General features: G+C 51.2%; 8 protein-coding genes. 7 read left to right on the top strand and 1 reads right to left on the bottom strand.

Annotated features, from left to right (window positions below; all coding sequences use genetic code 11):
- Positions 1–55 precede the first annotated feature (55 nt).
- Positions 56–3,301, top strand: coding sequence for a DUF1601 domain-containing protein (locus tag J7438_RS15840; protein WP_209277317.1), 3,246 nt, complete (start codon positions 56–58; stop codon positions 3,299–3,301).
- A gap of 21 nt (positions 3,302–3,322) precedes the next feature.
- Here the strand turns inward: J7438_RS15840 and J7438_RS15835 are convergent, their stop codons facing one another.
- Positions 3,323–3,544, bottom strand: a complete 222-nt coding sequence (locus tag J7438_RS15835; RefSeq protein ID WP_209204073.1) for a hypothetical protein — start codon at positions 3,542–3,544, stop codon at positions 3,323–3,325.
- On the opposite strand from J7438_RS15835, the gene J7438_RS15830 reads away from it, so the two are divergent.
- The 6 genes from J7438_RS15830 (at position 3,539) to J7438_RS15805 (ending at position 23,520) form a co-directional block, all read left to right on the top strand.
- A complete protein-coding gene (locus J7438_RS15830; protein ID WP_209277316.1) occupies positions 3,539–6,385 on the top strand; it encodes a DUF1601 domain-containing protein in 2,847 nt (948 codons plus the stop codon). The genes J7438_RS15835 and J7438_RS15830 overlap by 6 nt on opposite strands.
- 105 nt (positions 6,386–6,490) lie before the next feature.
- The gene (locus J7438_RS15825; protein ID WP_209277315.1) at positions 6,491–9,418 is read left to right on the top strand and encodes an RAP domain-containing protein; all 2,928 of its coding nucleotides are present in this window, start codon (positions 6,491–6,493) and stop codon (positions 9,416–9,418) included.
- 152 nt (positions 9,419–9,570) lie between these two features.
- Positions 9,571–12,954, top strand: coding sequence for an RAP domain-containing protein (locus J7438_RS15820; RefSeq protein WP_209277314.1), 3,384 nt, complete (start codon positions 9,571–9,573; stop codon positions 12,952–12,954).
- A gap of 105 nt (positions 12,955–13,059) precedes the next feature.
- Positions 13,060–16,701, top strand: coding sequence for an RAP domain-containing protein (locus tag J7438_RS15815; RefSeq protein WP_209277313.1), 3,642 nt, complete (start codon positions 13,060–13,062; stop codon positions 16,699–16,701).
- A 106-nt stretch (positions 16,702–16,807) separates the two neighbouring features.
- Positions 16,808–20,533 (top strand): RAP domain-containing protein, encoded by a 3,726-nt coding sequence (locus J7438_RS15810; RefSeq protein ID WP_209277312.1) that lies wholly within the window; start codon positions 16,808–16,810, stop codon positions 20,531–20,533.
- 152 nt (positions 20,534–20,685) lie between these two features.
- A complete protein-coding gene (locus J7438_RS15805) occupies positions 20,686–23,520 on the top strand; it encodes an RAP domain-containing protein (RefSeq protein ID WP_209277311.1) in 2,835 nt (944 codons plus the stop codon).
- Positions 23,521–23,575 lie beyond the last annotated feature (55 nt).

The following is a 23,575-nucleotide window of genomic DNA, read 5'->3' as shown; positions in this document are numbered from 1 at the left end:
CTGAGCAGAACAGCAGTCTGCTTTTTATATTTTCATGAATTAATGAAATATAATTATGGATAGAAGTTATGCTGGTATCAGTGGTCATTGCACAAGATCAAATAACAGTTACAACCAACCAAATAGCCATGCCCCTTATTCAAGGCGTGGTCGATATAGACATGCCCCAGTCAGACAGCGGGATAGTCATCCCCGCTCTACCCCGAGATGTAATGAATTTCACCATTCTTCCGGGACACACCCTTCTCAATATTTAATGCATCGTTCAGTAAACTGTGCTCAAGATTTTAATACCCTCATCAAACAGGAAATAATGAATGACCTGGTCAGTAAATCGGATCGTTTCGGTCATCGCTATGATGGGAGAAATCACGGTCAGTATGCCAGTTCAGTTAAAAAATACTCATCAGCTGCTAAAAGACCGTTAAATCGAGCGGAACAAAGCCAGCTAATACGTTTGCTGCAAAATTTCACGCCAACCCGGAACTGGAATTGGCGAAGCCTGACCACAACACTTCACTCATTTACTTCAGCGGGTGTTTTTACCCTTCATAAACCCGTGGATGAGCCTGTTAAGCTTACTCAGACTGCCTTATTGTTTACTCTGCTCGATGCAATAAGGTTCAAGTGTAACCAAAAATCTGAAGCCAGGGATATTGATCCTCAGGGAATCGCTAACCTGCTGTGGGCCATGGCGAAACTGGTGGACAACGGCCAGGAGCGGACGCCAGGGCTCAACAAGGCCGTGGTCGCGCTGTTGCCCCTCGTGAACGTACGGAAAGCTAACTTTAACCCACAGGAAATCGCCAACCTGCTGTGGGCCATGGCGAAACTGGTGGACAACGGGCAGGAGCGAACGTCAGGGCTCAACGAGGCCGTGGCCGCGCTATTGCCCCTCGTGAACGCACAGAAAGACCAATTTATTCCTCAGCATATCGCTAACCTGCTGTGGGCCATGGCGAAACTGGTGGACAACGGCCAGGAGCGGACGCCAGGGCTCAACGAGGCCGTGGCCGCGCTATTGCCCCTCGTGAACGCACAGAAAGACCAATTTAATGCCCAGGGGATCGCCAACCTGCTGTGGGCCATTGCAAAACTGATGGACAACGGGCAGGAGCGGACACCAGACATCGAAGAGGCCGTGGCCGCGCTGTTGCACCATGTGATCGTACAGAAAGACCAATTTATTCCCCAGCATATCGCCAACCTGCTGTGGGCCATGGCAAAGCTGGTGGACAACGGGCAGGAGCAGACAACAGAGTTTAACGAGGCTCTGGCCGCGCTATTGCCCCACGTGAACGCACAGAAAGCTGACTTTAAACCACAGGGGATCGCCAGCCTGCTGTGGGCCATGGCGAAACTGGTGGACAACGGGCAGGAGTGGGCACCAGGGCTCAAAGAGACCGCAGCCGCGCTGTTACCCCTCGTGAACGCACAGAAAGACCAATTTAATGCCCAGGGGATCGCCAACCTGCTGTGGGCCATGGCGAAACTGGTGGACAACGGGCAGGAGCAGACACCAGAGCTCAACGAGACCTTAGCCGCGCTGTTGCCCCACGTGAAGATACAGAAAGACCAATTTAATGCCCAAGGTAACGCCAGCCTGCTGTGGGCCATGGCGAAACTGGCGGACAAAGGGCAGGAGCGGACATCAGATCACAACGAGGCCGTGGCTGTGCTGTTACCCCGCGTGAAAGCACAGAAAGACCAATTTATTCCCCGGCATATCGCCAACCTGCTGTGGGCCATAGCGAAACTGGTGGACAACGGGCAGGAGCGAACGCCAGGGCTTAACGAGACCGTGGCCGCGCTATTGCCCCACTTTCACGCCCGGAAAGACCACCTCAATGCCCGGGATATCGCCAACCTGCTGTGGGCCATGGCGAAACTGGTAGACAACTGGCAGGAGCGGACACCAGGGCTCAACGGTGCCGTGGCCGCGCTATTGCCCCACGTGACCGTTCGGAAAGACCAATTTAATGCCCAGGATATCGCCAACATACTGTGGGCCATAGCGAAACTGGTGGACAACGGGCAGGAGCGGACACAAGGGCTTAAAGAAGCCGTGGCCGTGCTGTTGCCTCATTTAAATGCCCAGAAAGTCCAATTTAATGCCCAGAATATTGCTAACATTCTGTGGGCCATGGCAAAACTGGTGGACAACGGATTGGAGTGGATACCAGAGTTCAACAAGGCCGTGGCCGCTCTGCTGCCCTGCGTGAACGCACAGGAAGACCAATTAATTCCTCAGCATATCGCCAACCTGCTGTGGGCCATGGCAAAATTTGTGGACAACGGGCAGAAGCAGACACGAGAGTTCAAAGAGGCAGTGGTTACACTGTTGCTCCACGTAAATGCACAAAAAGCTAACTTTAACCCACAGGGAATCACCAACCTGCTGTGGGCAATGGCGAAACTGGTGGACAACGCGCAGGAGCGGAGACCAGGGCTCAACGAAGCTGTGGTCGCGCTGTTGCCCATCGTGAACACACAGAAAGACCAATTTAATGCCCAGGGTATTGCCAATTTGCTGTGGGCCACGGCCAAACTGGGTGAACTCGTTGAGTTGAACGTGGCTACTTCTACGTTGGAATTGCTCGTCTATCGAATCAGTGAGAACCTTCAGTTTTCTCAGGAAGAAATAGCAATGTCTCTCTGGGGAGTCATGGTATGCTGTGCCAGGTTGGCTCTAGACTCCAATGCCAATAAAAATAACGTGCTTGAAAAGCACATGGATGACCTGTTGACTCGCCTCGAAAATACATCGCCAGATAATGAAGAGGATAAATCCATCATGATCATGGCCGCAAGTTGGCTTGGCAGAGCCTGTCCGGTCATCCGCCATTACCAGACAACCATATCAAAAACCCAAGCCGACTTCCGCGATCAACTCCAATTATCTATTCCATCTCTGAAGATTGAAGAAGAAAAGAGTCTGAACTCATTACCTCCGGTTGACCTGCTTCTGCCAGATCACAACATAGTGATTGAAGTTCAGGGACTCTCTCATTACGTGGGTGGTGATTTCAACACCAGAAAGGGTTCAACTCTGCTTAAAATCGCACTGTTGCAAAAAGCAGGATTTGAGGTCATTGAAATCCCGACTAAGCAGCTTTTGAACAAAGATTTGATGAAACCATATATTGATCAAATAAAGATCAAGGTAAGTATCCCGCCACAGGGTCATGACTGTGTATCACTTAAAAGGGGCTGGGCAGGTGCTGCATACGTTACTGCCGAAGAACAGTCAGGAGAGCAAACCGGTAAACCAGCAAAGAGGAAGAAAACAAGCAGCCAGTAATCGCCTTCCTCACATCATGACTCAAGAACCTTCTTCATATTCCGGGAAGGAATGCCAGTGTTGAACACCTGTTACCCATACATCTCGCCCCGGATGATTTGAAAATATCGGATGGGTGGCATCAAGAGTAGATGTATTTCCCCTACCAATTACGTTTGCAAAAATTCCAGCAAAATGAACTTCTGAACAGCATCGCAGTCTGCTTTTTATATTTTCATGAATTAATGAAATATAGTTATGCATAGAAGCTCTGCTGGTATAAGTGGTAAATACGCAGGATCCGATAATGATTACAAACAATCGGATAACCATGCCGCTACTTCAAGGCGTGGGCGATACAGACATGGCACAGTCAGAAAGAGGGATAATCCCCTCCGCAATACCCCGGTGCGTAATAAATTTTACCATTCTTCTGCCGCAAGCCCATCTCAATATCTACTGCGCCGTTCAGTAAACCCTGCTCAAGATTTTAATGCCCTCATCAAACCAGAAATAATGGATGACCTGGTGAGTAAATCGAATCGTTTCGGTCATCGCTATGATGGGAGAAATCACGGTCAATACGCTAGTTCAATAAAACAATACACGTCAGCTTCTAAAAGACCTTTAAATCGGGATGAACAAAGCCAGCTGATACGTTTCCTGAAGAATTTTACCGCAACTCGGCGCTGGAATTGGCGAAGCCTGACGACAACACTGCACTCATTTACTTCAGCAGGTGTTTTTACCCCTCATAAACCCACAGATGAGCGTGTTAAGCGTACTCAGGCTGCCTTATTGTTTACTCTGCTTGATGCAATAATATTCAAGTGCAACCAAAAACCTGAAGCCAGGGATATTGGCACTCAGGAAATCGCCAACCTGCTGTGGGCTATGGCGAAACTGGTCCACAACGGGCAGGAGCGGACACCTGGACTCAACAAGGCCGTGGCCGTGCTGTTGCCCCATGTGAACGCACAGAGAGCTAACTTTAAACCACAGGAAATCGCCAACCTACTCTGGGCCATGGCGAAACTGGTGGACAACGGGCTGAAGCGGACACCAGAACTCAAAGAGGCCATGGCTGCACTGTTGCCCCACGTGAACGCACAGAAAGCGCAATTTACTGCCCAGGGGATCGTCAACCTGTTGTGGTCCATGGCGAAACTGGTGGACAACGGGCAGGAGTTGATACCAGAGTTCAAAGAGGCCATGGCCGCGCTATTCCCCCACGTGAACGCACGGAAAGACCAATTTATTCCTCAGCATCTCGCCAACCTGATGTGGGGCATGGCGAAACTGGTGGACAACGGGCAGGAGCTGAGACCAGGGCTCAAAGAGGCCGTAGCCGCGCTGTTGACCCATGTGAACGCACAGAAAGCTAACTTTAAACCCCAGGAAATCACCAACCTACTGTGGGCCATGGCGAAAATGGTGGACAACGGGCAGGAGCAAACACCACGGTTCAAAGAGGCCTTGGCCGCGCTGTTGCCCCAAGTGAAGGCACAGAAAGCTAACTTTAAACCACAGGAAATCGCCAACCTGGTGTGGGCCATGGCGAAACTGGTGAACAACGGGGAGTGGTCACCAGAGCTCAAAGAGGCTGTGGCCGCGTTGTTGCCCCACGTAAACGCACAGAAAGCTAACTTTAAACCACAGGAAATCGCCAACCTGCTGTGGTCCATGGCGAAACTGGTGGACAACGGGCAGGAGCAAACACCACGGCTCAAAGAGGCCTTGGCCGCGCTGTTGCCCCACGTGAACGCACAGAAAGCTAACTTTCAACCACAGGAAATCGCCAACCTGGTGTGGGCCATGGCGAAACTGGCGGACAACGGGCAGGAACAGATACCAAGGCTCAACGAGGCTGTGACCGCGCTGCTACCCCACGTGAACGCACAGAAAGACCAATTTAATGCCCAGGGCATCGCCAACCTGCTGTGGGCCATGGCGAAACTGGTGGACAACGGGCAGGAGCAGATACCAGAGCTCAACGAAGCCGTAGCCGCGCTGTTGCCCCACGTGAACGCACAGAAAGCTAACTTTAAACCACAGGGTATCGCCAACCTGCTGTGGGCCATGGCGAAACTGGTGGACAACGGGCAGGAGCAGACACCAGGGCTCAACGAGGCACTGGCCGCGCTATTGCACCACGTGAACGCACAGAAAGCTAACTTTAAACCACAGGGTATCGCCAACCTGCTGTGGGCCATGGCGAAACTGGTGGACAACGGGCAGGAGCTGACACCAAGGCTCAACGAGACTGTGGCGGCGCTGTTGCCCCGCGTGATCGCACAGAAAGACCAATTTATTCCTCAGCATATCGCCAACCTGCTGTGGGCCATGGCGAAGCTGGGTGAGCTAGTTGAGCTGAATGTGGTTACATCCATGTTCGAATCGCTTGTTTACCGAATCAGTGAAAACTCTCAGCTCCCTCAGCAAGCGATATCGATGTCTCTCTGGGGAGTCATGGTATGCTGTGCCAGGTTGGCTCTCGACTCTAATGCCAATAAAAACAACGTGTTTGAAAAGCACATGGATCACCTGTTGACACGCCTGGAAAATACATCCCCGGATAATGAAGAGGAACAATCCATCATTGTCATGGCCGCAAGTTGGCTTGGCAGAGCGTGCCCGGTCATCCCCCATTACCAGACAATCATTTCAAAACCTCAAGCCGACTTCCGCGATCAACTCCAATTGTGCATTCCATCTTTGCAGATTGAAGAAGAAAAGAGTCTGAACTCATTACCTCCGGTTGACCTGCTACTGCCAGATCACAACATGGTGATTGAAGTTCAGGGATCGTCTCATTACGTGGGTGGTGATTTCAAAACCAGGAATGGTTCGACTCTGCTTAAAATCGCACTGTTGCAAAAATCAGGGTTTGAGGTCATTGAAATTCCGGCTAACGAGCTTGGGAACCTGAATTCAATGAAAATATGTATTGATCACATAAAGAACAGGGTAGACATCCCGCCACAGGGGCATGACTCTGTATCGCTTAAAAGAAGGTGGACAGATGCTGCTGCATACGTTACTGCCGAAGAACAGTTAGAAGAGCAAACCAGCCCAGCAAAGAGGAAGAAAACAAACAGCCATTAATCGCCTTTATCCCATCATGACTCAAGTAAACTTTTCCGCCAAATGAACTTCTGAGCAGAACAGCAGTCTGCTTTTTATATTTTCATGAATTAATGAAATATAATTATGGATAGAAGTTCTGCTGGTATCAGTGGTCAATACGCAAGATCAGGTAATGATGACAACCAACCAAATGACTGTGCCGCTTCCAGGCGTGGGCGATATAGACAAGTCACAGTCAGACAGTGGGATAATAGTCGACGCACAACTCCGGGGCGTAATAAATTTTACCATTCTTCTGCCGCAGGCCCTTCTCAATATCTACTGCGCCGTTCAGTAAACCATGCTCAAAATTTTCATGCTCTCACCAAACAGGAAATAATGGCTGGTCTGGTGAGTAAATCGGACCATTTCGGTCATCGCTATGATGGGAGAGATCACGGCCTATATGCCAGTTCAATTAAAAAATACACGTCAGCGTCTAAAAGACCGTTAAATCGAGCGGAACAAAGCCAACTCATGCGTTTGCTGCAAAATTTCACAGCAACGCGGAGCTGGAATTGGCGAAGCCTGACGACAACACTGCACTCATTTACTTCAGCGGGTGTTTTTACCCCTCATAAACCCATGGATGAGCGTGATCAGCTCACTCAAGTTGCCTTATTATCGACGCTACTGGATGCAATAATATTCAAGTGCAACCAAAAACCTGAAGCCAGGAATATTGGTGCTCAGGAAATCGCTAACCTGCTGTGGGCCATGGCGAAGCTGGTGGACAACGGGCAGGAACGAACACCAGGGCTCAACGAGGCCGTGGCCGCACTGTTGCCCCATGTAAATGCAAAGAAAGACCAATTTATTCCTCAACATATTGCCAACCTGCTGTGGGCCATGGCGAAACTCGTGGACAAGGGGTTGGAGCGCACACCAGAGCTCAAAGAGGCTGTGGTCGTGTTGTTGCCACACGTAAACGCACAGAAAGACCAATTTATTCCTCAGGCTATCGCCAACCTGCTGTGGGCTATGGCGAAAATGGTAGACAACGGGCTGGAGCGGGCACCAGGGCTCAACGAGGTCGTGGCCGCGCTGTTGCCCCACATGATCGCACAGAAAAACAAACTTAATGCCCAGGGCATTGTCAACCTGCTGTGGGCCATGGCGAAACTGGTGGACAACCGGCTGGAGCGGACACCAGGACTGAACAAGGCCGTGGCCGCCCTGTTGCCCTTAGTGAGCGCACAGAAAGACCAATATATTCTTCAGCATATCGCCAACCTGCTGTGGGCCATGGCGAAACTGGTGGACAATGGGCAGGAGCAGACACCAGAACTCAACGAGGCCGTAGCTGCCCTGTTGCCCCTCGTGAACGCACAGAAAAACCAACTTAATGCCCAGAGTATTGCCAACCTGCTATGGACCATGGCAAAACTGGTGGACAACGGGCTGGAGCGGACACCAGGGCTCAAAGAGGCCGTGGCCGCACTGTTGCCCCACGTGAACGCACAGAAAGACCAATTTAGTCCTCAGCATATCGCCAACCTGCTGTGGGCCATGGCAAAACTGGTGGACAACGGGCTGGAGCGCACAGCAGAGTTCAAAGAGGCTGTGGTCGTGTTGTTGCCCCACGTAAACGTACAGAAAGACCAGTTTATTCCTCAGGCTATCGCCAACCTGCTGTGGGCCATGGCAAAACTGGTGGACAACGGGCTGGAACGGACACCAGGGCTCAAAGAGGCCGTGACCTCCTTGTTGCCCCTCCTGAACGCACAGAAAAACCGACTTAATGCCCAGGACATTGCCAACCTGCTGTGGGCCATGGCAAAACTGGTGGACAACTGGCAGGAGCGGACACCAGTGCTCAAAGAAGCAGTAGCCGCGCTGTTGCGCCACGTGAACACGCAGAAAGGTAACTTTAAACCTCAGGAAATCGCCAACCAGCTGTGGGCCATGGCAAAACTGGTGGACAATGGGCAGGAGCGGACGCCAGAGCTCAACCAGGCCGTGGCCGCCCTGTTGCCTCTCGTGAACGTACAAAAAGCTAACTTTCAACCGCAGGGTATCGCCAACCTGCTGTGGGCCATGGCAAAACTGGTGGACAACGGGTACGAACGGACACCAGAGTTCAACGAAACGGTGGCTACGCTGTTGACCTGTGTGATCGTAAAAAAAGCTAATTTTAAACCACAGCAAATCGTCAATCTGCTGTGGGCCATGGCGAAACTGGTGGACAACGGGCAGGAACAGACACCGGGGCTCAACGAGGCTGTGGTCACACTGTTGCCCCTCGTGAACGCACAAAAAAACCAATTTAATGCCCAGGGTATTGCTAACCTGCTGTGGGCCACGGCCAAACTGGGTGAACTCGTTGAGCTGAGCGTGGCTACCTCTGCGTTCGAATCGCTTGTCTATCGAATCAGTGAGAACCTTCAGTTTTCTCAGGAAGAGATATCAATGTCTATCTGGGGAATAATGGTATGCTGTGCCAGGTTGGCTCTAGACTCCAATGCCAATAAAAATAATGTGCTTGAGAAGTACATGGATGACCTGTTGACACGACTGAAGTATACATCGCCAGATAATGAAGAGTATCAATCCATCATGATCATGGCCGCAAGCTGGCGTGGCAGAGCCTGTCCGGTGGTCCGCCATTACCGGACAACCATTTCAAAAAACCAGGCCGACTTCCGCGATCAACTCCAATTATCTATTCCATCTTTGCAGATCGAAGAAGAAAAGAGTCTGAACTCATTACCTCCGGTTGACCTGCTACTGCCAGATCACAACGTTGTGATTGAAGTTCAGGGCCCCTCTCATTACGTGGGTGGTGATTTCAACACCAGGAATGGTTCGACTCTGCTTAAAATCGCACTGCTGCAAAAATCAGGATTTGAGGTCATTGAAATCCCGGCTAACCAGCTTTTAAACAAAGATTTAATGAAACCATATATTGATCAAATAAAGATCAGGGTAAGCATCCCGCCACAGGGTCATGACTCTGTATCACCTGAAAGAGGTCGGACATATGCAGCAACGTTACTGCCAAAGGACATTTAGCAGAGCAAACCAACCCGGCAAAGAGGAAAAAAACAAACAGTTAGTAATCGCCTTCCTCCCATCATGACTCAAGTAAACTTTTTTGCAAAATGAACTTCTGAACAGAACAGCAGTCTGCTTTTTATATATTCATGAATTAATGAAATATAATTATGGACAGAAGTTCTGCTGGCATCAGTGGTCAATACGCAAGATCAGGTAATGATTACAGTCAACCGAATGACCATGGCGCTTCCAGGCGTGGGCGTTATAGACAAGTCAGACAGTGGGATAATACACGACGCACAACCCCGGGGCGCAATAAATTTTACCATTCTTCTGGCACACGTCCTTCTCAATATTTAATTCACCGTTCAGTAAACTGTGCTCAAGATTTTAATGCCCTCACCAAACAGGAAATAGTGGCTGGTCTGGTGAGTAAATCGGATCGTTTCGGTCATCGCTATGATGGTAGAGATCACGGCCTGTATGCCAGTTCAATTAAAAAATACACGTCAGCGTCTAAAAGGCCTTTAAATCGAGCGGAACAAAGCCAGCTGATGCGTTTGCTGAAAAATTTCACAGCAACGCGGAGCTGGAATTGGCTAAGCCTGACGACAACACTTCACTCATTTACTATAGCGGGTGTTTTTACCCTTCATACGCCCGTGGATGAGCGTGTTAAGCTTACTCAGGCTGCCTTATTGTTTACTCTGCTTGATGCAATAATATTCAAGTGCAACCAAAAATCTGAAGCCAGGGATATTGATGCCCGGGGAATCACCAACCTGCTGTGGGCCATGGCGAAACTGATGGACAACGGCCAGGAGCGGACACCAGAACTCAAAGAGACCGTAGCCGCACTGTTACCCCGCGTGAAGGCACAAAGAGACCAGTTTAATGTCCAGGAAATCGCCATCCTGCTGTGGGCCATGGCGAAACTGGTGGACAACGGGCAGGAGCGAACGTCAGGGCTCAACGAGGCCGTGGCTGCGCTGCTGCCCCGCGTGAATGAACAGAAACAACAATTTATTCCTCAGGCTATCACCAACCTGCTGTGGGCCATGGCGAAAATGGCAGACAACGAGCAGGAGAACGGGCAGGAGCATACACCAAGGCTCAACGCGGCCGTGGCTGCGCTGTTGCCCCGCGTGAACGCACAGAAAGACCAATTTAATACCCAGGGGATCGCCAACCTGCTGTGGGCCATAGCGAAACTGGTGGACAACGGCCAGGAGCGGACACCAGAGCTCAACGAGACCGTGGCTGCCCTGTTGCCCCACGTGAACGCACAGAAAGACCAATTTATTCCTCAGGCTATCGCTAACCTGCTGTGGGCCATGGCGAAACTGATGGACAACGGGCAGGAGCAGGCACCAGAACTCAAAGAGGCTGTGGCCGCCCTGTTGCCCCGCGTGAACGCACAGAAAGACCAATTTATTCCTCAGCATATCGCCAACCTGCTGTGGGCCATGGCGAAACTGGTGGACAATGGGCAGAAGCAAACACCAGGGCTCAACGAGGCAGTGGCCGCGCTGTTGCCCCATGTGAACGTACAGAAAGATCAATTTAATGCCCAGGAAATCGCTAACCTGCTGTGGGCCATGGCGAAACTGGTGGACAACGGGCAGAAACAAACGCCAGAGCTCAACAAGGCCGTGGCCGCCCTGTTGCCCCTCGTGAACGTACAAAAAGCTAACTTTAAACCTCAGGGTATCGTCAACCTGCTGTGGGCCATGGCGAAACTGGTGGACAACGGGCTGGAGCGGACACCAGAGTTCAAAGAGGCCGTGGCCGCGCTATTGCACCACGTGAACGCACAGAAAGCCCAATTTAATGCCCAGGGTATCGCCAACCTGCTGTGGGCCATGGCGAAACTGGTGGACAACGGGCTGAGGCGGACAACAGAGCTCAACGAGGCCGTGGCTGCGCTGCTGCCCCGCGTGAATGAACAGAAAGACCAATTTATTCCTCAGCATATCGCCAACCTGCTGTGGGCCATGGCAAAACTGGTGGACAAATGGCAGGAGCAAACACCAGAACTCAACGAGGCCGTGGCCACGTTGTTGCCCCACGTTAATGCAGAGAAAACTCACTTTAGACCACAGGAAATCGCCAACCTGCTGTGGGCCATGGCGAAACTGGTGAACAGCGGGCAGGAGCGAACACCAGAGCTCAAAGAAGCAGTGACCGCACTGTTGCGCCACGTGAACGCACAGAAAGCTCACTTTAAACCACAGGAAATCACCATCCTGCTGTGGGCCATGGCGAAACTGGTGGACAGCGGGTTGGAGCGAACACCGGAGCTCAAAGAGGCCGTGGCTGCGCTGTTGCCCCACGTGAATGCACAGAAAGACCAATTTATTCCCCAGCATATCGCCAACCTGCTGTGGGCCATAGCGAAACTGGTGGACAAAGGCCAGGAGCGGACACCAGAGCTCAACGAGACCGTGGCCGCCCTGTTGCTCCACGTGAACGCACAGAAAGACCAATTTATTCCTCAGGCTATCGCTAACCTGCTGTGGGCCATGGCAAAACTGGTGGACAGCGGGCAGGAGCGGACCGCAAAGCTCAAAGAGGCTGTGGCCGTGTTGTTGCCCCACGTAAACGTACAGGAAGCCCAATTAGTTCCTCAGGGGATTGCCAACCTGCTGTGGGCCATGGCGAAACTGGTGGACAACGGGCACGAGCAGACACCAGAGTTCAACGAAACGGTGGCTGCTCTGTTGAACTGCGTGATCGTAAAAAAAGCTAACTTTAAACCACAGGAAATCGCCAACCTGCTGTGGGCCACGGCCAAACTGGGTGAACTCGTTGAGCTGAACGTGGTTACCTCTACGTTCGAATCGCTCGTCAATCGATTCAGTGAGAACCCTCCGTTTTCTCAGGAAGAGATATCAATGTCTCTCTGGGGAGTCATGGTATGCTGTGCCAGGTTGTCTCTAGATTCCTCCAATGCTAATAAAAGTAGCGTGTTAGAAAAGAACCTGTATGACCTGTTTACTCGCCTGGAAAATACATCCCCAAACAATGAAGATGAACAATCCATCATTGCCCTGGCCGCAAGTTGGCTTGGGAGACCGTGTCCGATCGTCCCCCGTTACAAGACCTTCGTATCAAAACTTCAAACTGACTTCCGCGATCAACTCCAATCATGCATTCCCTCTTTGAAGATTGAAGAAGAAAAGTGTCTGAACTCATTACCTCCGGTTGACCTGCTATTGCCAGATCACAACATGGTGATTGAAGTTCAGGGCCCCTCTCATTATGTGGGTGGTGATTTCAACACCAGGAAGGGTTCGACTCTGCTGAAAACCGCACTGTTGCAAAAAGCAGGATTTGAGGTCATTGAAATCCCGACTAACCAGCTTTTGAACAACGATTTAATGAAACCATATATTGATCAAATAAAGATCAGGGTAAACACCCCGCCACAGGGTCATGGCTCTGTATCACTTAAAAGAGGGTGGGCAGGTGCTGCATACGTGACTGCCGAAGAACAGTTCGGAGAGCAAACCTGTCAACCAGCAAAGAGGAAGAAAACAAGCAGCCAGTAATCGCCTTCCTCCCATCATGACTCAAGTAAACTTTTCCGCAAAATGAACTTCTGAGCAAAACAGCAGTCTGCTTTTTATATTTTCATGAATTAATGAAATATAATTATGGACAGAAGCTCTACCGGTATCAGTGGTCAATACGCAAGATCAGATAATAATTATAAACGACCAGGTGGCCATGCTACTTCTTCCAGGCGTGGTCGATACAGACATAGCACGGTCAGGCAGTGGGATGATACCCCACGCACTAACCCGGGACGTAATAAATTTTACCGTTCTTCTGACGCATGCCCTTCTCAACATCTACAGCGCCGTTCAGTAAACCCTGCCCAAGATTTTAATGCGCTAATCAAACAGGAAGTAATGGATGATCTGGTGAGTAAATCGGAGCGATTCGGTCATCGCTATGATGGGAGAAATCACGCCCTGTATGCCAATTCAATTAAACAATACACATCAGCTGCTAAAAGACCGTTAAATCGAGCTGAACAAAGCCAGCTGACAGGTCTGCTGCAAAATTTTACCATAACACGGCGTTGGGACTGGCGAAGCCTGACGACAACACTTCATTCGTTGACTTCTGCAGGTGTTTTTACCCCTCATAAACCCATGGATGAACGTGTCAAGCTTACTCAAGCTGCCTTATTGTCAACGCTACTTGATGCAATAATATTCAAGTGCAACCAAAAACCTCAAGCCAGGGACATTGATGCCCGGGGAATCGCCAACCTGCTGTGGGCCATGGCGAAACTGGTGGACAACGGGCTGAGGCGGACACCAGAATTTAACGAGACCGTGGCCGCGCTGTTGCCCCACGTGAACACACAGAAAGCTCACTTCAATCCACAGGAAGTCACCAACCTGGTGTGGGCCATGGCGAAACTGGTGGACAACGGGCAGGAGCGTACAGCAGAGCTTAAAGAGGCTGTGGCCGCCCTGTTGCCCCTCGTCAACGCACAGAAAAACCAATTTAATGCCCAGGCCATTGCCAACCTGCTGTGGGCCATGGCGAAACTGGTGGGCAACGGGCTGGAGTGGACACCAGGGCTCAAAGAGACCGTGGTCACGGTGTTGCCCCTCGTGAACGCACAGAAAAACCAACTTAATGCCCAGGGCATTGTCAACCTGCTGTGGTCCATGGCGAAACTGGTGGACAATGGGCTGGAGCGGACACCAGGGCTCAAAGAGGCTGTGGCCGTCCTGCTGCCCCACGTGAGCACACAGAAAAACCAACTTGATGCCCAGGGCATTGCCAACCTGCTGTGGGCCATGGCGAAATTGGTGGACAACCGGCTGGAGCGGACACCAGGGCTCAACGAGGCCGTGGCCGCCCTGTTACCCCTCGTGAACGCACAAAAAAACCGATTTACTCCTCAACATATCACCAACCTGCTGTGGGCCATGGCGAAACTGGTGGACAACGGGCAAGAGCAGACACCGCAGCTCAAAGAGGCCGTGGCCGTGCTGTTGCCACAAGTGAACCCAGAGAAAGCTGACTTTAAACCACAGGAAACCGCCAACCTGCTGTGGGCCATGGCGAAACTGGTGGACAACGGGCAGGAGCAGACGCCAGAGTTCAACGAGGCCTTGGCTGCGCTGTTGCCCCACGTGAACGCACAGAAAGACCAATTTATTCCTCAGCATATCGCCAACCTGTCATGGGCCATGGCGAAACTGGTGGGCACAGAGCTGGAGCGGATACCAAGTCTCAACAAGGCAGTGGGCGTGCTGTTGCCCCAAGTGAACGCACAGAAAGCTAACTATAAACCACAGGAAATCGCCAACCTGCTGTGGGCCATGGCGAAACTGGTGGACAGCGGGCTGGAGCAAACACCAGAGCTCAAAGATTCTGTGGCCGCACTGTTGCCCCACGTGAACGCACAGAAAGATCAATTTATTCCTCAGCATATCGCCAACCTGCTATGGGCCATGGCGAAACTGGTGGACAAAGGGCTGGAGCGGATACCAGGTCTCAACAAGGCAGTGGCCGTGCTGTTGCCCCAAGTGAACGCACAGAAAGCTAACTATAAACCACAGGAAATCGCCAACCTGCTGTGGGCTATGGCGAAACTGGTGAACAGCGGGCAGGAGCGAACACCAGAGCTCAAAGAAGCAGTGACCGCGCTGCTGCGCCACATGAACGCACAGAAAGCCAACTTTAACCCACAGGAAATCACCAACCTGCTGTGGGCCATGGCGAAACTGGTGGACAACGGACAGGAGCAGACACCAGAGCTCAACGAGGCTGTGGCCGCGCTGTTGCCCCACGTGAACGCACAGCAAGACCAATTTATTCCTCAGCACATCGCCAACCTGCTGTGGACCATGGCGAAACTGGTGGACAACGGGCAGGAGAAGATACCAGGGCTCATGGAGGCCGCGGCCGCGCTGTTGCCCCACGTGAACGCACAGAAAGCTGACTTTACACCACAGACAATCACCAACCTGCTGTGGGTCATGGCAAAACTGGTGAACAGCGGGCAGGAGCTGACACCAGAGCTCAAAGAAGTCGTGTCCGCGCTGTTGCGCCACGTGAATGCACAGGAAGCTCACTTTAAACCACAGGAAATTACCAACCTGCTGTGGGCCATGGCGAAACTGGTGGATAATGGGCAGGAGCAGACTCCAGGGCTCATCAAGGCTGTGGCCGCGTTGTTGCTCCACGTTAACGCACAGAAAGACCAATTTAATGCCCAGGGTATTGCCAACCTGCTGTGGGCCATGGCGAAACTGGTGGACAACGGGCACGGGCAGACACCAGAGTTCAACGAAGCGGTGGCTGCGCTGTTGACCTGTGTAATCGTACAAAAAGCTAACTTTAAACCACAGGAAATCGCCAACCTGCTGTGGGCTATGGCGAAACTGGTGGATAACGGGCAGGAGCAGACACCAGGGCTCAACGAGGTTGTGATCTCGCTGTTGCCCCTCGTGAACGCACAGAAAGACCAATTTAATGCCCAGGGTATTGCCAACCTGCTGTGGGCCACGGCCAAACTGGGTGAACTCATTGAGCTGAACCTGGCTACCTCTACGTTCGAATCGCTTGTCTATCGAATCAGTGAGCACATTCAGTTTTCTAAGGAAGAGATATCGATGTCTCTCTGGGGAGTCATGGTATGCTGTGCCAGGTTGGCTCTAGACTCCAATGCCAATAAAAATAACTTGCTTGAAAAACATATGGATGACCTGTTTACTCACCTGGAAAATACATTCCCAGACAATGAAGTTGATCAACGCATCATTGCCATGGCCGCAAGTTGGCTTGGCAGAGAGTGCCCGATCGTTCCCCATTACCAGACAATCGTTTCAAAACGTCAATCCAACTTCTGCAATCAACTCCAATCATGCATTCCATCTTTGAGGATTGAAGAAGAAAAGAGCTTGAACTCATTACCTCCGGTTGACCTGCTTCTGCCAGATCACAACATAGTGATTGAAGTTCAGGGACCCTCTCATTACGTGGGTGGTGATTTCAACACCAGGAATGGTTCGACTCTGCTTAAAATCGCACTGTTGCAAAAAGCAGGATTTGAGGTCATTGAAATCCCGACTAACCAGCTTTTGAACAACGATTTAATGAAACCATATATTGATCAAATAAAGATCAGGGTAAACACCCCGCCACAGGGTCATGGCTCTGTATCACTTAAAAGAGGGTGGGCAGGTGCTGCATACGTGACTGCCGAAGAACAGTTCGAAGAGCAAACCTGTCAACCAGCAAAGAGGAAGAAAACAAGCAGCCAGTAATCACCTTCCTCCCATCATGACTCAAGTAAACTTTTCTGCAAAATGAACTTCTGAACAAAACAGCAGTCTACTTTTTGATATTTTCATGAATTAATGAAATATAATTATGGATACAAGCTCTGCCGGTATCAGTGGTCAATACGCAAGATCAGATAATAACTATAACCGACCGGATGGCCATGCTCCTTCTTCAAGGCGTGGACGATACAGACATTCCACGGTCAGGCAGTGGGATTACACCCCACACACTAACCCGGGGCGTAATACATTTTACCGTTCTTCTGACGCATGCCCTTCTCAACATCTACAGCGCCGTTCAGTAAACCCTGCTCAAGATTTTAATTCGCTCATCAAACAGGAAATAATGGATGATCTGGTGAGTAAATCGGATCGTTTCGGTGATCGCTATGATGGGAGAAATCACGGTCTGTATGCTGATTCAATTAAAAGATACACATCAGCTGCTAAAAGACCGTTAAATCGAGCTGAACAAAGCCAGCTGATACGTTTTCTGCAAAATTTTACCGTAACACGGCGTTGGGACTGGCGAAGCCTTACGACAACACTACATTCATTGACTTCAGCGGGTTTTTTTACCCCTCACAAACCCATGGAGGAGCGTGTCAAGCTAACTCAAGCTTCCTTATTGTCAACACTACTTAATGCAATAATATTCAAGTGCAACCAAAAACCTCAAGCCAGGGACATTGATGCCCGGGGAATCGCCAACCAGCTGTGGGCCATGGCGAAACTGGTGGACAACGGGCAGCAGGATCAGACACCAGAATTCAACGTGGCCGTGGCCGCGCTGTTGCCCCTCGTGAATGCACAGAAAGCTCACTTTAAACCACAGGAAGTCACCAACCTGGTGTGGGCCATGGCAAAACTGCTGGACAACGGGCAGGAGCGTACAGCAGAGCTCAAAGAGGCTGTGGCCGCCCTGTTGCCCCTCGTCAACGCACAGAAAAACCAATTTAATGCCCAGGCCATTGCCAACCTGCTGTGGGCCATGGCGAAACTGGTGGGCAACGGGCTGGAGTGGACACCAGGGCTCAAAGAGGCCGTGGTCACGCTGTTGCCCCTCGTGAACGCACAGAAAAACCAACTTAATGCCCAGGGCATTGCCAACCTGCTGTGGTCCATGGCGAAACTGGTGGACAATGGGCTGGAGCGGACACCAGAGCTCAAAGAGGCTGTGGCCACGCTGTTGCCCCAGGTGAACGCACAGAAAACTAACTTTAAACCACAGGGTATCACCAACCTGCTGTGGGCCATGGCGAAACTGCTGGACAAATGGCTGGAGCAGATACCAGAGCTTAATGAGACCGTGGCCGCGCTGTTACCCCACGTGAACGCAATGAAAGACCAATTTATTCATCAGGCTGTCGCCAACCTGCTGTGGGCCATGGCGAAACTGGTGGACAACGGGCAGGAGCTGACACCAGAGCTCAAAGAGGCCGTGGCCGCGCTGTTGCCCCACGTGAACGCACAGAAAAACCAACTTAATGCCCAGGGCATTGCCAACCTGCTGTGGGCCATGGCGAAACTGGTGGATAGCGGCCAGAAGCGGACACCAGAGTTCAAAGAGGCCGTGGCCGCGCTGTTACCCCGCGTGAACGCAGAGAAAAACCAATTTAATGCCCAGGAAATCGCCAACCTGATGTGGGCCATGGCAAAACTGATGGACAACGGCCAGGAGCAGACACCAGAATTCAAAGAGGCCGTGGCGGCGTTGTTGCCCCACGTTAATGCACAAAAAGACCAATTTATTCCTCAGCATATCGCCAATCTGCTGTGGGCCATGGCGAAACTGGTGGACAACGGGCAGGAGCAGACACCAGAGCTCAACGAGGCTGTGGCCGCGCTGTTGCCCTGCGTGAACACACAGAAAGACCAATTTATTCCTCAGCATATCGCCAACCTGCTGTGGGCCATGGCGAAACTGGTGGATAACGGGCAGGAGCAGACACCAGGGCTCAACGAGGCTGTGGTCGCGCTGTTGCCCCTCGTGAACGCAAACAAAGACCAATTTAATACCCAGGGTATTGCCAACCTGCTGTGGGCCACGGCCAAGCTGGTGAACAGCGGGCAGGAGCTGACACCAGAGCTTAAAGAAGTCGTGTCCGCGCTGTTGCACCACGTGAACGCACAGAAAGACCAATTTATTCCTCAGGGCATCGCCAACCTGCTGTGGGCCATGGCGAAACTGGTGGAAAATATGCAGCAGCAGACACCAGGGCTCAACGAGGCCGTGGCCGCGCTGTTGCCCTATGTGAACGCACAGCAAAACCAATTTATTCCTCAGCATATCGCCAACCTGCTGTGGGCCATGGCAAAACTGATTGACAACGGTCAGGAGTGGACACCAGAGCTCAACGAGGCTGTGGCCGCGCTATTGCCCCAAGTGCACTTACAGAAAGCTAACTTTAAACCACAGGAAATCGCCAACCTGCTATGGGCCATGGCGAAACTGGTGGACAGCGGGCAGGAGAAGATACCAGGGCTCTTGGAGGCCGCGGCCGTGCTGTTGCCCCACGTGAACGCACAGAAAGCTGACTTTACACCACAGGCAATCACCAACCTGCTGTGGGTCATGGCAAAACTGGTGAACAGCGGGCAGGAGCTGACACCAGAGCTTAAAGAAATCGTGTCCGCGCTGTTGCGCCACCTGAACGCACAGGAAGCTCACTTTAAACCACAGGAAATCACCAACCTGCTGTGGGCCATGGCGAAACTGGTGGATAACGGGCAGGAGCAGAGTCCAGGGCTCATCGAAGCTGTGGCCGTGTTGTTGCTCCACGTTAACGCACAGAAAGACCAATTTAATGCCCAGGGTATTGCCAACCTGCTGTGGGCCATGGCGAAACTGGTGGACAACGGGCACGAGCAGACACCAAAGTTCAACGAAGCGGTGGCTGTGCTGTTGACCTGCGTAATCGTACAAAAAGCAAACTTTAAACCACAGGAAATCGCCAACCTGCTGTGGGCTATGGCGAAACTGGTGGATAACGGGCAGGAGCAGACACCAGGGCTCAACGAGGTTGTGACCTCGCTGTTGCCCCACGTTAACGCACAGAAAGACCGATTTAATGCCCAGGGTATTGCCAACCTGCTGTGGGCCACGGCCAAACTGGGTGAACTCGTTGAGCTGAACGTGGCGACCTCTACGTTCGAATCGCTTGTCTATCGAATCAGTGAGAAGCTTCAGTTTTCTCAGAAAGAGATATCGATGTCTCTCTGGGCCGTAATGGTATGCTGTGCCAGGTTGGCTCTAGACTCCAATGCCAATAAAAATAATGTGCTTGAGAAGTACATGGATGACCTGTTGACACGACTGAAATATACATCGCCAGATAATGAAGAGTATCAATCCATCATGATCATGGCCGCAAGCTGGCGTGGCAGAGCCTGTCCGGTGGTCCGCCATTACCGGACAACCATTTCAAAAAACCAGGCCGACTTCCGCGATCAACTCCAATTATCTATTCCATCTTTGCAGATCGAAGAAGAAAAGAGTCTGAACTCATTACCTCCGGTTGACCTGCTACTGCCAGATCACAACGTTGTGATTGAAGTTCAGGGCCCCTCTCATTACGTGGGTGGTGATTTCAACACCAGGAATGGTTCGACTCTGCTTAAAATCGCACTGCTGCAAAAATCAGGATTTGAGGTCATTGAAATCCCGGCTAACCAGCTTTTAAACAAAGATTTAATGAAACCATATATTGATCAAATAAAGATCAGGGTAAGCATCCCGCCACAGGGTCATGACTCTGTATCACCTAAAAGAGGTCGGACAGATGCTGCAACGTTACTGCCGAAGAACATTTAGAAGAGCAAACCAACCCGGCAAAGAAGAAGAAAACAAACAGTCAGTAATCGCCTTCCTCCCATCATGACTCAAGTAAACTTTTTTGCAAAATGAACTTCTGAGCAGAACAGTAGTCTGCTTTTCATATTTTCATGAATTAATGAAATATAATTATGGACAGAAGCTCTGCCGGTATCAGTGGTCAATACACAAGATCAGATAACAGTTACAACCAACCGAATGGCCATGCCCCTTCTTCAAGGCGTGGGCGATACAGGCATGCCACAGTCAGACAATGGGATAATCCCTCCCGCACTGCACCGGGTCACAATGAATTTTACCAGTCTTCTGGCACACGCTCTACTCAACATCTACAGTGCCGTTCAATAAACTCTGCTCAAGATTTTAATGCCCTCATCAAACAGGAAATAATGGATGATCTGGTGAGTCAATCGGATCGTTTTGGTCATCGCTATAATGGGCGAAATCACGGGCAATATGCCAGTTCAATTAAAAAATACACGTCAGCTGTTCAAAGACCGTTAAATCGAGCTGAACAAAGCCAGCTGATACGTTTGCTGCAAAATTTCACAATAACACGGAGTTGGAATTGGCGAAGCCTGACGACAACACTTCATTCATTGACTTCTGCAGGTGTTTTTACCCCTCATAAACCCAAGAATGAGCATGTTAAGCTCACTCAAGCTGCCTTATTGTCAACGCTACTTGATGCAATAATATTTAAATGCAACCAAACGCCTGAAGACAGGGATATCGATGCCCGGGGAATCGCCAACCTGCTGTGGGCCATGGCAAAACTGGCGGACAACCGGCAGGAGCAGAGACTAGAGCTCAACGAGGCTGTGGCCGCGCTGTTGCCCCATATTAACACACAGAAAGACCATGTTAATGCCCAGGCTATCGCCAACCTGCTGTGGGCCATGGCGAAACTGGTGGACAATGGGCAGAAGCAGACACCAGAGCTCAAAGAGGCCGTGGCCGCACTGCTGCCCCGGGTGAACGCACAGAAAGACCAATTTATTCCTCAGCATATCGCCAACCTGCTGTGGGCCATGGCGAAACTGATAGACAACGGGCATGAGCGAACACCAGAGCTCAAAGAGGCCGTGACCGCACTGTTGCCCCAGGTGAACACACAGAAAAAACAATTTAATGCCCAGGGTGTCGCCAACCTGCTGTGGACCATGGCGAAACTGGTGGATAACGGGCAGGAGAAGACACCAGATTTCAACAAGGCCGTGGCCGCGCTGTTGCCCCACGTGAAAGTACAGAAAGCTGACTTTAAACCACAGGGAATCGCCAACCTGCTGTGGGCCATGGCGAAACTTTTGTACAACGGGATGGAGCAGACACCTGGGTTCAAAGAGGCCATGGCCGCACTGCTGCCCCACGTGAACGCACATAAAGGCCAATTTATTCCTCAGCATATCGCCAGCCTGCTGTGGACCATGGCGAAACTGGTGGACAACAGACAAGACCGGACACCAGAGCTCAATGGGGCCGTGGTCGCGCTGTTACCCCTCGTGGACGCACAGAAAGAACAATTTAATGCCCTGGCTATTGCCAACCTGCTGTGGGCCATGGCGAAACTGGTGGATAGCGGCCAGGAGCAGACACCAGAGTTCAAAGAGGCTGTGGCCGCGCTGTTGCCCCGCGTGAACGCACAGAAAAACCAATTTAATGCCCAGGAAATCGCCAACCTGCTGTGGGCCATGGCGAAACTGGTGGACAACGGGCAGGAACGAACACCCGGGCTCAACGAGGCCGTGGCCGCACTGTTGCCACACGTAAATGCACACAAAGACCAATTTAATGCCCAGGAAATCGCCAACCTGCTGTGGGCCATGGCGAAACTGGTGGACAACGGTCAGGAGCGGACAGCAGAGCTCAAACAGGCTGTGGCCGTGTTGTTGCCCCACGTAAACGTACAGAAAGACCAATTTATTCCTCAGGCTATCACCAACCTGCTGTGGGCCATGGCAAAACTGGTGGACAACAGGTACGAGCTGACACCGGAGTTCAACGAAGCGGTGGCTGCGCTATTGACCTGCGTGAACGAACAGAAAGACCAATTTAATGCCCAGTGTGTCACCAACCTGCTGTGGGCTATGGCGAAACTGGTGGACAATGCGCAGGGGCTCAACGAGGCCGTGGCCGCGTTGTTGTCCCGGGTGAACGCACAGAAAGGCCAATTTAATGCCCAGGGTATTGCCAACCTGCTGTGGGCCACGGCCAAACTGGGTGAACTCGTTGAGCTGAACGTGGCTACCTCTACGTTCGAATCGCTTGTCTATCGAATCGGTGAGAACCTTCAGTTTTCTAAGGAAGAGATATCGATGTCTCTCTGGGGAGTCATGGTATGCTGTGCCAGGTTGGCTCCAGGCTCCAATGCCAATAAAAATAACGTGTTTGAAAAGCATATGGATGACTTGTTCACTCGCCTGGAAAATACATCGCCAGATAATGAAGAAGAACAATCCAACATGATCATGGCTGCAAGTTGGCTTGGCAGAGCGTGTCCGTTCGTCCGCCATTACCGGACAACCATTTCAAAAAACCAGGCCGACTTCCGCGATCAACTCCAATCATGCATTCCATATTTGAGGATTGAAGAAGAAAAGAGCTTGAACTCATTACCTCCGGTTGACCTGCTGCTGCCAGATCACAACATGGTGATTGAAGTTCAGGGACCTTCTCATTACGTGGGTGGTGATTTCAACACCAGGAATGGTTCGACTCTGCTTAAAACCGCACTGTTGCAAAAAGCAGGATTTGAGGTCATTGAAATCCCGGCTAACCAGCTTTTGAACAACGATTTAATGAAACTATATATTGATCAAATAAAGATCAGGGTAAGCATCCCGCCACAGGGTCATGGCTCTGTTTCACTTAAAAGAGGGTGGACAGATGCTGCATACGTGACTGCCGAAGAACATCTAGAAGAGCAAACCAACCCGGCAAAGAAGAAGAAAACAAACAGTCAGTAATCGCCTTCCTCCCATCATGACTCAAGTAAACTTTTCCGCAAAATGAACTTCTGAG

This window comes from Thalassotalea sp. G20_0 (assembly GCF_017744175.1).
GTDB lineage: Bacteria > Pseudomonadota > Gammaproteobacteria > Pseudomonadales > Endozoicomonadaceae > Endozoicomonas.
The sequence above is the reverse complement of the archived record's forward strand: the minus strand, read 5'-3'. Positions and strand labels throughout refer to the sequence as shown.

Coding starts and splice junctions, on each gene's coding strand:
- J7438_RS15815 (WP_209277313.1), top strand. CDS start 13,060: ATGGACAGAAGCTCTACCGGTATCAGTGGTCAATACGCAAGATCAGAT.
- J7438_RS15825 (WP_209277315.1), top strand. CDS start 6,491: ATGGATAGAAGTTCTGCTGGTATCAGTGGTCAATACGCAAGATCAGGT.
- J7438_RS15840 (WP_209277317.1), top strand. CDS start 56: ATGGATAGAAGTTATGCTGGTATCAGTGGTCATTGCACAAGATCAAAT.
- J7438_RS15835 (WP_209204073.1), bottom strand. CDS start 3,544: ATGCATAACTATATTTCATTAATTCATGAAAATATAAAAAGCAGACTG.
- J7438_RS15830 (WP_209277316.1), top strand. CDS start 3,539: ATGCATAGAAGCTCTGCTGGTATAAGTGGTAAATACGCAGGATCCGAT.
- J7438_RS15810 (WP_209277312.1), top strand. CDS start 16,808: ATGGATACAAGCTCTGCCGGTATCAGTGGTCAATACGCAAGATCAGAT.
- J7438_RS15805 (WP_209277311.1), top strand. CDS start 20,686: ATGGACAGAAGCTCTGCCGGTATCAGTGGTCAATACACAAGATCAGAT.
- J7438_RS15820 (WP_209277314.1), top strand. CDS start 9,571: ATGGACAGAAGTTCTGCTGGCATCAGTGGTCAATACGCAAGATCAGGT.